Annotated in this window: 13 protein-coding genes; 6 read left to right on the top strand and 7 right to left on the bottom strand. The window is 59.4% G+C overall.

What is annotated here, in order from left to right; translation table 11 throughout:
- Positions 1 to 11: 11 nt before the first annotated feature.
- Positions 12 to 971 (top strand): agmatinase, encoded by a 960-nt coding sequence (gene speB, locus KGA88_RS15580; RefSeq protein ID WP_223592360.1) that lies wholly within the window; start codon positions 12 to 14, stop codon positions 969 to 971.
- Between the two features lie 116 nt (positions 972 to 1,087).
- On the opposite strand, the gene KGA88_RS15575 is transcribed toward speB, so the two are convergent.
- The gene (locus KGA88_RS15575) at positions 1,088 to 2,140 is read right to left on the bottom strand and encodes an aldo/keto reductase (protein ID WP_110661077.1); all 1,053 of its coding nucleotides are present in this window, start codon (positions 2,138 to 2,140) and stop codon (positions 1,088 to 1,090) included.
- Positions 2,141 to 2,298: 158 nt separating this feature from the next.
- Here KGA88_RS15575 and zapE point away from each other — a divergent pair, with 158 nt between their 5' ends.
- From zapE to KGA88_RS15560, 3 genes are all read left to right on the top strand, one after another.
- Positions 2,299 to 3,417 carry a cell division protein ZapE gene (zapE, locus tag KGA88_RS15570; protein WP_223592358.1) on the top strand — a complete coding sequence of 373 codons (1,119 nt, stop codon included), beginning with the start codon at positions 2,299 to 2,301 and terminating at the stop codon, positions 3,415 to 3,417.
- Positions 3,418 to 3,443: 26 nt separating this feature from the next.
- Positions 3,444 to 4,025: a DinB family protein gene (locus tag KGA88_RS15565; protein WP_110661075.1), complete on the top strand. Its 582-nt coding sequence runs from the start codon at positions 3,444 to 3,446 to the stop codon at positions 4,023 to 4,025.
- Positions 4,026 to 4,142: 117 nt separating this feature from the next.
- Positions 4,143 to 4,634 (top strand): GNAT family N-acetyltransferase, encoded by a 492-nt coding sequence (locus tag KGA88_RS15560; RefSeq protein WP_223592356.1) that lies wholly within the window; start codon positions 4,143 to 4,145, stop codon positions 4,632 to 4,634.
- A gap of 665 nt (positions 4,635 to 5,299) precedes the next feature.
- On the opposite strand, the gene KGA88_RS15555 is transcribed toward KGA88_RS15560, so the two are convergent.
- From KGA88_RS15555 to KGA88_RS15545, 3 genes are all read right to left on the bottom strand, one after another.
- Positions 5,300 to 5,509, bottom strand: a complete 210-nt coding sequence (locus tag KGA88_RS15555; RefSeq protein ID WP_110661072.1) for a hypothetical protein — start codon at positions 5,507 to 5,509, stop codon at positions 5,300 to 5,302.
- A gap of 156 nt (positions 5,510 to 5,665) precedes the next feature.
- Positions 5,666 to 7,402, bottom strand: a complete 1,737-nt coding sequence (locus KGA88_RS15550) for a phosphoethanolamine transferase CptA (protein WP_223592354.1) — start codon at positions 7,400 to 7,402, stop codon at positions 5,666 to 5,668.
- Between the two features lie 199 nt (positions 7,403 to 7,601).
- On the bottom strand, positions 7,602 to 7,784 hold the full coding sequence (locus tag KGA88_RS15545; RefSeq protein ID WP_110661070.1) for a DUF6026 family protein: 183 nt from the start codon (positions 7,782 to 7,784) through the stop codon (positions 7,602 to 7,604).
- A gap of 249 nt (positions 7,785 to 8,033) precedes the next feature.
- Here KGA88_RS15545 and gnd point away from each other — a divergent pair, with 249 nt between their 5' ends.
- Together gnd and zwf are read left to right on the top strand one after the other, a co-directional pair.
- The gene (gnd, locus tag KGA88_RS15540) at positions 8,034 to 9,038 is read left to right on the top strand and encodes a phosphogluconate dehydrogenase (NAD(+)-dependent, decarboxylating) (RefSeq protein ID WP_347232999.1); all 1,005 of its coding nucleotides are present in this window, start codon (positions 8,034 to 8,036) and stop codon (positions 9,036 to 9,038) included.
- Positions 9,035 to 10,549 (top strand): glucose-6-phosphate dehydrogenase, encoded by a 1,515-nt coding sequence (gene zwf, locus KGA88_RS15535; protein WP_110661068.1) that lies wholly within the window; start codon positions 9,035 to 9,037, stop codon positions 10,547 to 10,549. The genes gnd and zwf overlap by 4 nt, the downstream gene beginning before the upstream one ends.
- A gap of 114 nt (positions 10,550 to 10,663) precedes the next feature.
- Here zwf and nhaB read toward each other — a convergent pair whose 3' ends face one another.
- From nhaB to KGA88_RS15520, 3 genes are all read right to left on the bottom strand, one after another.
- Positions 10,664 to 12,166 carry a sodium/proton antiporter NhaB gene (gene nhaB, locus KGA88_RS15530; protein WP_223592352.1) on the bottom strand — a complete coding sequence of 501 codons (1,503 nt, stop codon included), beginning with the start codon at positions 12,164 to 12,166 and terminating at the stop codon, positions 10,664 to 10,666.
- Positions 12,167 to 12,244: 78 nt separating this feature from the next.
- Positions 12,245 to 13,534, bottom strand: a complete 1,290-nt coding sequence (locus tag KGA88_RS15525; RefSeq protein WP_223592343.1) for a hypothetical protein — start codon at positions 13,532 to 13,534, stop codon at positions 12,245 to 12,247.
- A gap of 284 nt (positions 13,535 to 13,818) precedes the next feature.
- Positions 13,819 to 14,085, bottom strand: a complete 267-nt coding sequence (locus KGA88_RS15520) for a hypothetical protein (protein ID WP_110662460.1) — start codon at positions 14,083 to 14,085, stop codon at positions 13,819 to 13,821.
- Positions 14,086 to 14,412 lie beyond the last annotated feature (327 nt).

Genomic DNA, 14,412 nt, shown 5'->3' with positions numbered 1-14,412 from the left:
AGGAGCCTCAAATGGACGTCCCTGTGCAGAACGATCAAGCCCTTACCCGTGACAGCCTTTACGGCACGGCCGCCGAAAGTACCTACGGCGGCATCACCAGCTTCATGCGTCGGCGCTACAGCCGCGACTTGCGCGGGGTCGACGTGGCCGTCAGCGGCGTGCCGTTCGATACGGCAACCAGCAATCGTCCCGGTGCGCGTTTCGGGCCACGGGGCATTCGTGCGGCGTCCACCGGCATTGCCTGGGAGCGGCATTGGCCATGGACCTTCGACCCATTCGACCATCTGGCGGTGATTGATTACGGCGATTGCGACTTTGATTTCGGCTCGCCGCAATCGACGCCCGAGATGATTGAGGCCCACGCCGAGCACATCCTCAATGCCGGTACGGCGATGCTGACCTTTGGTGGCGACCACTTCATCACCTATCCGTTGCTCAAGGCCCATGCGCGCAAGCACGGTGCGTTGTCGCTGATTCACTTCGACGCCCACAGCGACACCTGGCCGGACGAAGAGGGCAAGCGCATCGACCACGGCACCATGTTCTGGCACGCGGCCAAGGAAGGGCTGGTCGACCCGTCGCGGTCGGTGCAAATCGGTTTGCGCACCACCAATGACGATCACCAGGGCTTTCAAGTACTCGACGCGCGGCAAGTGCATCGCCGTGGCTGCGAAGCGATAGTCGAGGCGATTCGCGCACGGGTCGGCGACAACCCGGTGTACCTGACATTCGACATCGACTGCCTCGATCCGGCGTTCGCGCCAGGCACCGGAACACCCGTGTGCGGTGGCTTGAGCACGGTGCAGGCGCTGGAGATTCTCGGTGGTCTGCGCGGGATCAACCTGGTGGGCATGGACGTGGTGGAAGTGGCCCCGGCCTATGACAGCGCAGAGATCACCTCACTGGCGGCGGCGACACTGGCGATGGAAATGCTGTGTCTGTATGCGGCCAAACACAGGGTCGATAAGTAAAACTCGATCGAAATGTGGGAGCGGGCTTGCTCGCGAAGGCGGTGTGTCATTCAACAACAATGTCGACTGACATGACGCTTTCGCGAGCAAGCCCGCTCCCACAGTTTTGATTTGCGTCAGGCCACTGGGACGATTGGCAAGTCGAGGATCTGACCACCGCTGAAGCGTGCGATTGATCCACTGATGGATTCGTGCGGCACACCTTTGGCCACGTCACTGACGCCATCGAGTCGCGCCAATTGCTCAGCACTCATCTGCACATCCAGCGCGCCCAATGTGGCGTCCAGCTGTTCACGGGTACGGGAACCGAGGATCGGGATCAGCGCCGTGGTCGAGCGCTTGGCCTTTTCCCGCAGCCAGGCAATGGCCACGTGGGTCGGGCTGACTTCGAGAGCGGCGGCGACGTCGATCAAGGTGTCGAGCAGGGCGGTTTCGCGGGCGCTTTTTTCAGCGTGGATCAGTACGCCGAGTTTGTTCGCGCGGTTGTCGCCTTCACTGTTGCGGTATTTGCCGGTCAGGAAGCCGCCACCCAGGGGCGACCATAAGGTCGCGGCGAGGCCCAGGGCTTCGGCCATCGGCAGTTGTTCGCGCTCGGCGGTGCGTTCGGCGAGGCTGTACTCGACCTGGATCGCGGCAATCGGCGCAAAACCACGTACCTCGGCCAAAAGGTCGGCGCGGGCGATGCGCCACGCGGGGAAGTTCGACAGCCCGGCGTAATGAATCTTGCCGGCACTGACCAGATCGTCGAAGCCGCGCAGGATCTCTTCCATGGGCGTCACGCCGTCGCTCATGTGAGCCCAGAACAGGTCTATATGATCAGTCTTCAGCCGTTTCAGGCTTTCTTCGACGGCGCGCACCATGTTCTTGCGGCTGTTGCCAGTGTGGGAAATGCCGTCTGCCGGTGTAGTCCCCAAGGTGTACTTGGTGGCGATGACCAGGCGATCCCGTTCTGCGGCGATGAATTCGCTGAGCATGGCCTCGGACTGCCCGCCCTGATAGCCATTGGCGGTATCGATGAAGTTGCCGCCGGCTTCCAGGTAGCCATCAAAAATGCGCTTGGCTTCGTCACGCTCGGCGCCATGCCCCCAACCGGTGCCGAAATTACCGGCGCCCAACGCCAGTTCGGAAACACGCAAGCCGGTTTTACGACCGAAAACTTTGTAATGCATGGGATGACTCCAGAGAGATGGCGATGGGGTTAATAAATTACTAACAACATATATAAAATATGATGATAGTAATCTAGCGCGTCAAGGCGCTTTTTCTTGCTGTACAAAAATGCCGATCACCGGTCGCGTTATCCATGCGCAATGGCATACTGCCGCCCATGACTATCCAATCCCCCCTAAGCGCCTGGCAGCACGCCATCGAACAAAAGGGCTTCGTCCAGGACGAGGCCCAGGAACATGCCGTGTGGGCGCTGCAAAAATGCCACGAAGCACTGCACGAAGGCCGCTCGCCAATTTCCGGCGTGTACCTGTGGGGGCCGGTGGGGCGGGGTAAAACCTGGTTGATGGACCAGTTCTACCAAAGTCTGCGCGTACCGGCGCGGCGCCAGCACTTTCACCATTTCATGGGCTGGGTGCACCAGCGCTCGTTTCAACTGACCGGCACCGCCGATCCGCTCAAGGCGTTGGCCCGTGAATTGGCCGAAGAAGTGCGCGTCCTGTGTTTCGACGAGCTGTTCGTCAATGACATCGGCGACGCGATCATTCTCGGGCGCCTGTTCCAGGTGATGTTCGAACAGGGCGTGGTGGTGGTCTGCACGTCCAATCTGCCGCCGGACCAGCTGTACGCCGATGGTTTCAATCGCGACCGTTTCCTCCCCGCTATCACGGCGATCAAGCAACATATGCAAGTTATTGCGGTGGATGGCGGGGAAGACCATCGCTTGCACCCGGGCGTCGGTTCGCAGCGCTACTGGGTGGCCGAGCCCGGTGAGCCCGGCGCGCTGGATCAAGTGTTCCAGGGGTTGAGCGTCGGCCAGTCAGTGTCGAGCGAGCCGATTCAGGTCGGTTACCGCTCGCTCGACGTGGTCAAGGCCAGCCCGCCAGTGCTCTGGGCCCGCTACGCCGCGCTGTGTGAGCAACCGTTCGCAGCCATGGATTTCATCGCCCTGTGCGATACCTACAGCGCTATTCTGTTGAGTGATGTCCCCAACCTCAGTGCGCAGAAGCGCGCCGGGCGCATTGCCCGTGGCACCGAAGACGGCATAGAGCGGGTGGAGGCGGGGGATCGCGAATTGCCGCAGTTGTCGGTGCATGACGACGGTGTGCGACGCTTCATTGCCCTGGTGGATGAGTGCTATGACCGCAAGGTGCCGCTGTACCTTGAAGCGCAAGTGCCAATGGCGTCGCTGTACACCGAGGGTTACCTGGAGTTCCCGTTCCGTCGCACCCTCAGTCGATTGCAGGAAATGCAGTTGCAACGGTTTGCCGAAGTTTGATCGGGATTCGATCGGGAGCAGCGAACATGAATCAGCCCTTGTCCCACCATTTGCTGACCATGGCCTACCAGAACGCCTGGGCCAATCACCGATTGGCCAAGGCCTGGAGACAATTGACCGCGCAGGAACTGAGCGCACCCCGGGTCAGTTTTTTCCCCGGCATCCGCGTCACCCTCAACCACATCCTCACCTGCGACTGGTTTTATGTGGATGCACTGGAGCGCGAAATGCGCGGCGACGATCCGCATCCCAATTACCAGGTCTTTTTCAAGGAAGACGAACCCTGCTTGCTCGCGATCGACCTCGTTAGCGAGCAGGCCCAGGTCGACCGTCGGTTGATCGCCTATTGCGAGCAACTGCGCGATGCCAGTCTCGGCAAAATCGTCACCATCGCCCGCGACACGCCGCAGTACGACAGCCGTTTGCGCCTTCTGTCCCACTTGTTCGAACACCAGATCCATCATCGCGGCCAGGTTCACGCCATGCTCAGCGGCACTTCGGTCAAGCCACCGCAACTCGACGAGTTTTTCTGCGCCGGTGAATCGCACTTGCGGGCCGAGGATTTTGCCGAGCTGGGATGGACGGAAGCCCTGATCTGGGGCGCTTGAGCGTAAAGCAATTGTGCGGTTGCGATTGTCGACACCACGGTGCTCGCGCTATGGTCGGCGGGCACTTCAGCGTGACATGCATGCTGGGGGCTACTTCATGTGTGATCGAGGATGGAAATGGACTCCGCAGAAATTCTTGTGCTTCAGGCCAGTTACACCAATCCAGTGCATGGCGAGGCTATTTGTCTGGTGTTGAACCACTACGCCGAGGACCCGATGGGAGGCGGGCAGTCGTTGCCGGCCGCTGTACTGGAGCAACTTCCGGCAGAGCTTGCCCGGCGTCCCCACGCCTTCAGTGTGCTGGCCTTTGTCGGCGGCGAACCGGCCGGGCTGGTCAATTGCTTCGAGGGATTTTCCACTTTTGCCTGCCGGCCGTTGGTCAATGTGCACGACGTGTCGGTGGTGAAAAAATTTCGCGGCCTGGGCTTGAGCCAGAAGATGCTGCAAAAGGTCGAGGAGATCGCCCGTCAGCGCGGTTGCTGCAAGCTCACCCTGGAAGTGCTGGAAGGCAACGCCGTGGCGCAGGGCTCCTATGAAAAAGCCGGTTTCGCCGCCGGCATGTTCGACCCGGTCCATGGGCGAATGCTGTTTTGGACCAAGAGCCTCTAGCTCGACAGGACCTTTGGAGGTCACTTCATTTCCAGCGTGTTGTAGGAGCTGGCTTGCCAGCGATGGTCGTCAACGATAACGCGTGTGGACTGGATAAACTCGGCGCACGTGAGTCCATCGCCAGCAAGCCGGCTCCTACAGTTTGGCGTTCACATCATTTTGACTCGGACGCGGGCCTTGTAGGAGCTGGCTTGCCAGCGATGGTCGTCAACGATAACGCGTGTGGACTGGATAAACTCGGCGCACGTGAGTCCATCGCCAGCAAGCCGGCTCCTACAGTTTGGCGTTCACATCATTTTGACTCGGACGCGGGCCTTGTAGGAGCTGGCTTGCCAGCGATGGTCGTCAACGATAACGCGTGTGGACTGGATAAACTCGGCGCACGTGAGTCCATCGCCAGCAAGCCGGCTCCTACAGTTTGGCGTTCACATCATTTTGACTCGGACGCGGGCCCGCGGGCGATGGTCGTTAACGATGACGCGTGTGGACCGGATAAACGCGGCGCACTGGAGTCCATCGCCAGCAAGCTGGCTCCTACAGTCCATCGCCAGCAAGCCGGCTCCTACAGTTTCCCGGGAATGCGTGGAGAACCCCAAAAAAAGGGCGTCCATCAGGACGCCCAGCAATCATCTCCAACTGTAGAGTCGCAGTCAGAGGCACATGGATCATTTCGGTCTGTAGGTTTCAGTCATTTGTGCGGTTTGATCGTCTGGAACCCGCAACTCAGTACTTTGGATTGGGTGACCCAGGGCTTGTTGCTGGGCCAGTCGTAGACTTTCGAAGTAATAGCGCATGCGTTCAGCTCCGCCTTCGGCAAAAGCGCTGGTCGAACCCAAGGCCAACAGGCCGGCGAGGATCATTGCGGTGCGTTTCATGGTTTGCCTCCCACTACAGATGTCGGATGCCTTTCGTCCATGAATCTATGAAGCAGTGTCGAAATGGCATTATCCGCCGATTCCGTTAAAAGGGAATTAACTCCGGTTGCTGGAAAGCCAGCATGAAAAAGGGGCCGGAATCGGCCCCTGGAAGGATTACTGCTGAACGACCGCGGGTGGCGTCTTTGGCTTCATCAGGCTGAAGTCGATCAGCGCGCGTTGCTCACGCTCATACGGGTTGCCGATCATCAATGGCCGGGCCTTGAAGCTATCGCTGACCAGACTTTTGCTGCGATCGAGTTCGTCGAAGCTCAGGCCCGCCAGATCGGCCCAGGTGTGGATCAGGTGCGAGCTGCTGTAAGGACGCGAGAGATCGCCGGCGAGGTTCCAGTCATGGCTTGCTCGCCATTTCGGCGAGGCCCAGGCCATGAACGGAATGGTGTACATCGGCGCCGTCGGCTTGTTCTCGTTGCGCCCCAGGGTGCTGTGTCCTACGGAATCGAACACGTCTTCGCCGTGGTCGGACAGGTACAGCAGGAAGCCGTTCGGATCGCTCTTGGCGTAGTCCTTGATCAGGCTCGATACCACGAAATCGTTGTACAGCACGGCGTTGTCGTAGCTGTTGTACGTCGGCAACTGGTCATCGCGAATGCCGGCAGGCACACCCGTGCGGTCCTGGAACTTGTCGAAGGTCGACGGGTAGCGGTACTGGTAGCTCATGTGCGTGCCCAGCAAATGCACGACGATGAGTTTGCGCGGTGCCGCATCGGCCAGGGCCTTGTTGAACGGCTCGATCACGTCGCCATCGTACTGGGCGGCGTTCTGGTTGCGGTTGTTGTTCAGGTACACCTGTTCGTCGGCCTGTTCGGAGAAGGTCGTGAGCATGGTGTTGCGCTTGGTCATGGTCTGCTGGTTGGTGATCCAGAAGGTCTTGTAACCGGCCTGTTTCATCATGCTGACCAGCGATGGCGTCGACAGGTACAGGTCCGGGTTTTCTTCGTCGGCGAAGGTCAGGACCTGCTGCAGCGCTTCAATGGTGTACGGGCGCGGGGTGATGACGTTGTCGAAAACGTCCAGTTGATCCTTGAGCTTGTCCAGTTCCGGCGTGGTTTGCCGTGGGTAACCGTACAGGCTCATGCGCTGGCGGTTGGTGGACTCGCCGATCACCAGCACCAGGGTCGCAGGCTGGTTGGCCATGGCATCCTTGAGGTTGTGCAGCGGTGGAATCTTGCTGGCGCTGTCGAGCATGTCCTGCATGCCGGCCAGGGTTTCCAGGTAACGGTGATAGGCCACGGCCATCTGCCATGGCACTGCCGGCTCGATGCGGGTTTCGAACTTGTCGAAGCCTTCGGCGAAACTGCCGGTGCGCGAGGTCTGCTTGATCAGCGGATAACCGACCACCGCCACCACGATGGCCACGGCTGCCGCGATGGCCTTGCCACGGGGCAGGTACACCGGGCGCAGGCGAGTCCACAGGAACCAGGCAAAAACGGTGTGGGCCAGGAATGCCGGAACCATCCACCAGGCAAAGTACTGGGTCATGTACTCGCCGGCTTCAGCCACGTTCGACTCGAACATGATGAAGATGACGCTCTGGGAAAATTCCTGCTGGTAAATGAAGAAGTAGCCCAGGCTCGCCATGGAACACGCCCACAGCACGACGCCGATCACGGCGGCCATGACACGGGTCTGCTTGGGGAACAGCAGCATCGGCGCCAGCCAGATCGCGCTCATGACGAAGGCCTGGCGGAATCCGGTAAAGCCGGAGGTGCCCGTCAACTGGATCAGTAGCTGGGTAATGCCGGAAAAGTACCAGAAAAATACAAACAGCCAGATGAACCCGGCCCAGTCAAAACCTGCCGCAGTCGTTTTGCTGCGTTTGAACAAAGACATTCAGCGCTCCAGCCGAGAATTCACTACCACCGCCGGGACTTGGAGATCGCGGACGACGAACGAGGGCCGCGCGGAATCGGGCGGCCTTAAACGCGTAATTATCGTGAAACAATTGTGAAAATTTTGTGAGTTGCCGAAAATGGCAGGGCGTGCGCCAGTGCGGAAGCAGTGCAGACTGCTCCCGCTTGCAAGGGAAGCGTCAGGCGAGTGGGGCGCGCTGTGTCACAGCCAGGGGGTGGGTCTGGCCGGCTTGCAACAGCAGGCGTAACTGCGCCAGCTCCTGTTTCAACTGATCGCGTTCTTCTTTCAACTGACGCAATTCATCGCGACGGATAGTGACGTAAAGGGTTTGTGCTGGCAGTGCGGTATGTACTGTGCCCATTGCTCACCTCGCAAATGGCGTGTCTCAACTGTAGAGCCGCCTCGAAATCAACGGCTGATCTACTATCGGCGCCAATTTTGATTTCTTTTGCCCCCAAAGGGAACTTTTTTATTTTTCATTGTCGTTGTGTCTTCGGCTTGATTCCCGACGTTATCCATCAGGATCGGGCACAATGCCCGGAAACTTCACGCCAACGCTCTGGACTAACCTCATGAGTCGCGTTGGGCTATAACCTTTGACACACATTTTATTTGTAGTAGGGAGCATCAGCACATGCAACTCGGGATTATTGGACTGGGCCGCATGGGCGGCAATATTGCACGGCGCCTGATGCTCAACGGGCACACCACCGTTGTATATGACCGCAATACCGCCTTTGTCGAAGCCCTGGCCGCAGAGGGTTCCACCGGCGTCACCGATCTGCCGGCGCTGGTCGCTGGCCTGGCCAAGCCGCGTGCGGTGTGGGTCATGCTGCCAGCTGGCGCGCCGACCGAAGACACCATCGACACCCTGGGCACCTTGCTCGAAGCCGGCGACACCATCATCGATGGCGGCAACACCTTCTATAAGGACGATATCCGCCGAGCCAAAACCCTGTCGGAAAAAGGCCTGCACTACATCGACGTCGGTACGTCCGGCGGCGTCTGGGGCCTGGAGCGCGGTTACTGCATGATGATCGGCGGCGATACCGAGACCGTTAAGCGTCTCGATCCGCTGTTCGCCACCCTGGCCCCTGGCATGGGTGACATCCCGCGCACCAAGGACCGCAAGTCCGACGACGATCGTGCCGAGCGTGGCTACATTCACGCAGGTCCCGCCGGCGCCGGGCATTTCGTCAAGATGATCCACAACGGTATCGAGTACGGAATGATGCAGGCCTTCGCCGAAGGCTTCGACATCCTGCAAACCAAAAACAGCGAGAGCCTGCCGCCAGACCAGCGTTTCGACCTGAACGTCGCCGACATCGCCGAAGTCTGGCGTCGTGGCAGCGTGGTGTCCTCGTGGCTGCTCGACCTGACCGCCGATGCCCTGGCCAGCGATCCGAAACTCGACGGTTTCTCCGGGTCTGTGGCTGACAGCGGTGAAGGCCGCTGGACCATCGAAGCCGCAATGGAGCAAGCGGTGCCGGTACCGGTGCTGTCGAACTCGCTGTTCTCGCGCTACCGTTCGCGCGGGCAGGGCACCTTTGGCGACAAGGTGCTCTCGGCCCAGCGCTTCGGCTTCGGCGGCCACGTGGAGACCTCGAAAAAATGACCCACTTGATCCGCAAGAAATCCAAGGCTGAGCCCGCACCCGCGACGACGCTGTTTCTGTTTGGCGCCCATGGTGACCTGGTCAAGCGTCTGTTGGTGCCAGCGCTGTATAACCTCAAGCGCAACGGCCTGCTCGGGGATGGACTGCGGATCATCGGCGTTGACCACAACGCCATCAGCGATGAAGGTTTTGCGCAAAAGCTCGAAGACTTCATTCGCGGCGAGATGGCTGGCAAGGGTGACCACACCCTTGATCCAGCGGTCTGGTCGAAACTTGCCAAAGGCATCAGCTACGTCCAGGGCGACTTCCTGGACGACAGCACTTATCAAGCGCTGGCGGCGAAAATCGCCGACAGCGGAACCGGCAATGCGGTGTTCTACCTGGCCACCGCGCCGCGTTTCTTCAGTGAAGTGGCACGCCGTCTCGGTGCCGCCGGCTTGCTGGAAGAAACTCCCGAGGCGTTCAGAAGGGTGGTGATCGAAAAGCCCTTCGGCTCCGACCTGCATACGGCCGAGGCCTTGAATGCCTGCCTGCTCAAGGTGATGACGGAAAAGCAGATTTACCGGATCGATCACTATCTGGGCAAGGAAACGGTACAGAACATTCTGGTCAGCCGTTTTTCCAACAGCCTGTTCGAAGCGTTCTGGAACAATCACTACATCGACCACGTGCAGATCACCGCCGCCGAAACCGTCGGCGTGGAAACCCGTGGCAGTTTTTATGAGCACACCGGCGCGCTACGGGACATGGTGCCCAATCACCTGTTCCAGCTGCTGGCGATGGTGGCGATGGAGCCTCCCGCCGCGTTTGGCGCCGATGCGGTGCGCGGCGAGAAAGCCAAGGTCGTCGGCGCGATCAGGCCCTGGACGGTCGAGGAGGCCCGCGCCAACTCGGTGCGCGGTCAATACGCCGCCGGTGAAATCGACGGTAAGGCACTGCCGGGTTATCGCCAGGAAGACAAGGTTGCGCCCGATAGCAATACCGAAACCTATGTGGCCCTCAAGGTCATGATCGACAACTGGCGTTGGGTCGGGGTGCCGTTCTACCTGCGTACCGGCAAGCGCATGAGCGTGCGTGACACCGAGATCGTCATCTGTTTCAAGCCGGCGCCCTATGCGCAGTTTCGCGACACCGAAGTCGACGAATTGCAGCCGACCTATCTGCGGATTCAAATCCAGCCGAACGAAGGCATGTGGTTCGACCTGTTGGCCAAGCGCCCTGGTCAGGCCCTGAAGATGGACAACATCGAATTGGGGTTTGCCTACAAGGACTTCTTCGAGATGCAGCCGTCCACCGGCTACGAGACCCTGATCTACGATTGCCTGACAGGCGACCAGACGCTGTTCCAGCGCGCCGACAACATCGAGAACGGCTGGCGTGCCGTGCAACCGTTCCTGGAGGCCTGGCAGCAGGATTCCAGCGTGCAGAGCTATGCCGCCGGGGAAAACGGCCCCAAGGCCGGCGAAGAATTGCTCACCCGTGACGGTCGCGTCTGGCACCGTCTTGGATAACCCGTATCTCCTGTGGGAGCGGGCTTGCTCGCGAAGAGGCCGCCACATTCAACATTTGAGTTGACTGGCAGTCCGCTTTCGCGAGCAAGCCCGCTCCCACATTTTTGGTTCGGGTTACAGCCAGTAACTCACTGCATACCACCCTAGCAAGCCCATCACCACGGTGTACGGCAACGCCATCCAGACCATCCGCCCGTAAGACAGGCGCACCAGCGGTGCAATGGCCGACGTCAGCAAGAACAGAAACGCCGCCTGGCCATTGGGTGTCGCCACGCTCGGCAGGTTGGTGCCGGTATTGATCGCAATGGCCAGCGTCTCGAAGTGCTCACGGGTCATCTCACCCGCCGTGAAGGCGCGCTTCACTTCAGTGATGTAAATGGTTGCCACGAACACGTTGTCGCTGATGGCGGACAGCAGGCCGTTGGCAATGAACAGCATGCCCGGCTGTTGATCCGCCGGCAGCGCCAGCACCCAGTGGATCAGTGGGGCGAACAATTGCTGATCGTGAATCACCGCGACCACCGCGAAAAACACCACCAACAATGCGGTGAACGGCATGGCGTCCTTGAACGCGGTGCCGAGGCGGTGCTCGTCGGTGATGCCGGTAAACGCGGTGATCAACACGATCACCATCAAGCCGATCAAGCCCACCTCGGCGATGTGGAACGCCAGCCCGACAATCAGAATCAACGCGGCAGCGCCTTGCACAAGTAGCGCGGCACGTTGGCGTGGGGAGCGCTCGGCATCATCTTCAGCGGCATAGTTGGCCAGCACCGCGCGGACGTTTTCCGGCAGCAGCGTGCCGTATCCGAACCAGTGCAGCTTTTCCAGCAGGACGCACGTGACCAGCCCGGCAACCAGTACTGGCAGGGATACTGGCGCAACCTGGGTAAAGAACTCGGAGAAGTGCCAGCCCATTTCATGGCCGATCAGCAGGTTCTGCGGTTCACCGACCAGCGTGCAAACACCGCCCAATGCAGTGCCCACGGCGCCGTGCATCAGCAGGCTGCGCAGAAAGGCGCGGAACTGTTCGAGATCACCCTGATGCAGGCTCGGCAGATGTTTGTCGTCGCTGTACTCACTGTCCTGGCGCGGATCGTTACCCGAGGCGACGCGGTGATACACCGAGTAAAAGCCGACGGCGGCACTGATGATCACGGCCGTCACGGTCAAGGCATCGAGGAACGCCGAGAGAAAGGCCGACAGAAAGCAGAACATCAGCGCCAGCAGGGCCTTGGAGCGAACGCCTAGCAGCAGGCGCGAGAACAGGTACAGCAACAAGTCCTTCATGAAATAAATGCCGGCCACCATGAACATCAGCAGCAGGATCACCGGGAAGTTGTGCTGCAACTCATCGTACAGCGCCTGGGGCGTGGTCATCTTCAGCAGCAGGGCTTCAATCAACAACAGGCCGCCGGGCATCAGCGGATAACACTTGAGCGCCATGGCCAGGGTAAAGATGAACTCCAGCACCAGCAGCCAGCCAGCGGCCACCGGGCCCACGGTCCACAGCACCAGGGCATTGAGAATCAGAAAGCCGACGATGCAGGCCTTGTACCAACGGGGCGAGTTCCCGAGAAAGTTGTGCGCGAACGCCTGGGCCATTGAACCGGACATCGGCTGCTCCTTGTTTTAAGAAGCGCGCAAGTTGCCGTAAGCGGGCGAGAAGATCAAGCACACGAATAATGCATCGGTTCAGCCCAGATATCGCGCGACGATTGCCTTGTAATTCCCATGCAGCGAATAGCCGCCCACGACGATATTTCCATCGCTCTGCGCCGCGATACAAGTGGCGGTATCCAGGCTGGGGCCGAGGCGGGTACGGGCATAGCCGCAGCCTGCGTTGAAGCGGCTATCGAGATGGCCGTCGGGCAGGTATCGCCCGACAATGAAGTCTGCTTCAACGCCGCCGATGGTTGCGCCGACTGTGAGCACACGGCCATCGGGCTGTAACTGCGCGGCATTCCACTGGCAGCCACTGTGGCCAATGACCAGGCGTTGCGGCTGGCCACCGTTACAGTGGTTGTCGGGGCGGCCGTTGCTGTGCATTTTATAGGTCAGGCAGTGCATCGGCTCGTGACTGCTGCCTACACACAGGATGTCGCCATTGATTTGCTGGACCACCTGACTGATCTGGGCACCATGCCCGTGCGCCTTGAAAGTCATGAATCCATCCACGGCAAAACTGTCGTCGAGGTGACCGTCAGCCTGGTAGCGCGCCAGCAAGCCTTCCTCAGGGAAGTTGATCGAGCCACCCACCAGAACCCGGCCGTCGCGCTGTACCGTCAGGCTGCTGAGCCAGGTGTTCATCAGCAGGTGCCTGACCACGACAAAGCCGCGGCCATTGAATGAGCAGTCCAGCGAGCCTTCGACATCCAGCCGAATCAACAGACCGACATGATCGGCCAGTTCGAAGTGATGATTGGCCAGGATCAGGATCCGGCCGTCTTGCTGTACGTCCACATCGCAGGCTTCTGCACCCGGCACGCCGGGAGGCAGCCAGACATCGCGCATGCCCAGGGACAGGCCGCCAGGCAATCGCACGACACGGCGACCGTTATCGCCAAAGCCTTGAACCAGGCGCCCCTCCTGATCGAACAATGCCAGGGCCGGGAGCGTGCGATGGGCGTTTTCGTATTGCAGGCCGGCCAACAGGATATTGCCGTCGGGCATGACCAGTACCTTGGCGCCCATGGCTTCGAAACCCGATTCGAATTGCCCGATGACACTGCCTTGCTTGCCGAACGCAAGGTCTGCCGAACCATCCTCCAGCAAGCGGGCCAGGCCAAAGCGACTGCCTTCGGCCATGGCGACCTTGGCCGCCACCAGCAAGCGGCCTTGGCCATCGATGGCGACGTCATTGGCCAGGCTGGAAAGGCTGTCGGCGAAATACACCTGGGTTTTGCCGTTGGCGGCAAATGTCGTATCGAGAGTACCGGCAATATTCCGGGTGGCGGAGTAGGCAATGGCGGACTGGATTGGCATGAACCGCATCTCCTTGCGAGTCGTCCTGATCCAGAAGTTTGGGTGGCGACTATATAAGGAGAATATTCAATCCCTGAATGGGGAGATGCACAACTGCAATAACTAACAGACGGAGAGTCGCTGTGTGCCACAACAGTGTCTTTTCGAACCAATGGCAAGCCTGCAAAGAATCCGCTGCACAAAAGTTCAAACTAACGGGGCAATTAGTGTAGAAGGGCGAGAGCGAGCAGCCCAACTAAAAACGGGGGAGGGCGCGGATTACCCCGGAGTAATCCGCAAAACGATTAGTACGGCATCGACCACGACTGCAGTGCGTAACCTTCCTGGCTCAATTCGGCGCGGGCCTGTTCCAGCAGCAATTCGAGTTGTGCAGGATCGGAATAAGCACTGCTTGGGATCTGCCTGCGGCCAATGCTGGTGCTGGTCCGGTCGATCACGGTCAGGCTGAGTTCGCCATTACCGTCCTGTGGAGCCCAGGCCACGCATGTGAATGGTTTAAATGCGCGGTCGGCAATCAGAAGTGCTTCGTTGATACGCAGCGGGGCGTTCATAGGGTCTTCTCTCTGTATGCCCAATCAAGTGATGTGCCGTCGGTTGGGCTTACCGTTCGGCTGGTTACTTGTACTGATGCCCGCAACCCGGAGTTGGGTCACACAAAATCAAAAGAAATTTCGACTTTATTTCATATGCCCGGGAATGAGCGCGGCATTGAAAGCTGAATGAAAGGAAAGAGTCGTTAGGTGACTATCAAAAGCACTTCTTATAACTGGATGTATGGCAACCCTATAGTCAAACGGTACAAGGATCCGTCAAGTTCTTGCTAACGTTACAGTCAGGTCCGCCAAATGACTGTTTTTAATAAAATTTCTTAATTTTGG

The sequence above is a fragment of the Pseudomonas sp. A-R-19 genome, from assembly GCF_019956575.1.
Classification (GTDB): domain Bacteria; phylum Pseudomonadota; class Gammaproteobacteria; order Pseudomonadales; family Pseudomonadaceae; genus Aquipseudomonas.
The sequence above is the reverse complement of the archived record's forward strand: the minus strand, read 5'-3'. Positions and strand labels throughout refer to the sequence as shown.

Coding starts and splice junctions, on each gene's coding strand:
- speB (WP_223592360.1), top strand. CDS start 12: ATGGACGTCCCTGTGCAGAACGATCAAGCCCTTACCCGTGACAGCCTT.
- KGA88_RS15575 (WP_110661077.1), bottom strand. CDS start 2,140: ATGCATTACAAAGTTTTCGGTCGTAAAACCGGCTTGCGTGTTTCCGAA.
- zapE (WP_223592358.1), top strand. CDS start 2,299: ATGACTATCCAATCCCCCCTAAGCGCCTGGCAGCACGCCATCGAACAA.
- KGA88_RS15565 (WP_110661075.1), top strand. CDS start 3,444: ATGAATCAGCCCTTGTCCCACCATTTGCTGACCATGGCCTACCAGAAC.
- KGA88_RS15560 (WP_223592356.1), top strand. CDS start 4,143: ATGGACTCCGCAGAAATTCTTGTGCTTCAGGCCAGTTACACCAATCCA.
- KGA88_RS15555 (WP_110661072.1), bottom strand. CDS start 5,509: ATGAAACGCACCGCAATGATCCTCGCCGGCCTGTTGGCCTTGGGTTCG.
- KGA88_RS15550 (WP_223592354.1), bottom strand. CDS start 7,402: ATGTCTTTGTTCAAACGCAGCAAAACGACTGCGGCAGGTTTTGACTGG.
- KGA88_RS15545 (WP_110661070.1), bottom strand. CDS start 7,784: ATGGGCACAGTACATACCGCACTGCCAGCACAAACCCTTTACGTCACT.
- zwf (WP_110661068.1), top strand. CDS start 9,035: ATGACCCACTTGATCCGCAAGAAATCCAAGGCTGAGCCCGCACCCGCG.
- nhaB (WP_223592352.1), bottom strand. CDS start 12,166: ATGTCCGGTTCAATGGCCCAGGCGTTCGCGCACAACTTTCTCGGGAAC.
- KGA88_RS15525 (WP_223592343.1), bottom strand. CDS start 13,534: ATGCCAATCCAGTCCGCCATTGCCTACTCCGCCACCCGGAATATTGCC.
- KGA88_RS15520 (WP_110662460.1), bottom strand. CDS start 14,085: ATGAACGCCCCGCTGCGTATCAACGAAGCACTTCTGATTGCCGACCGC.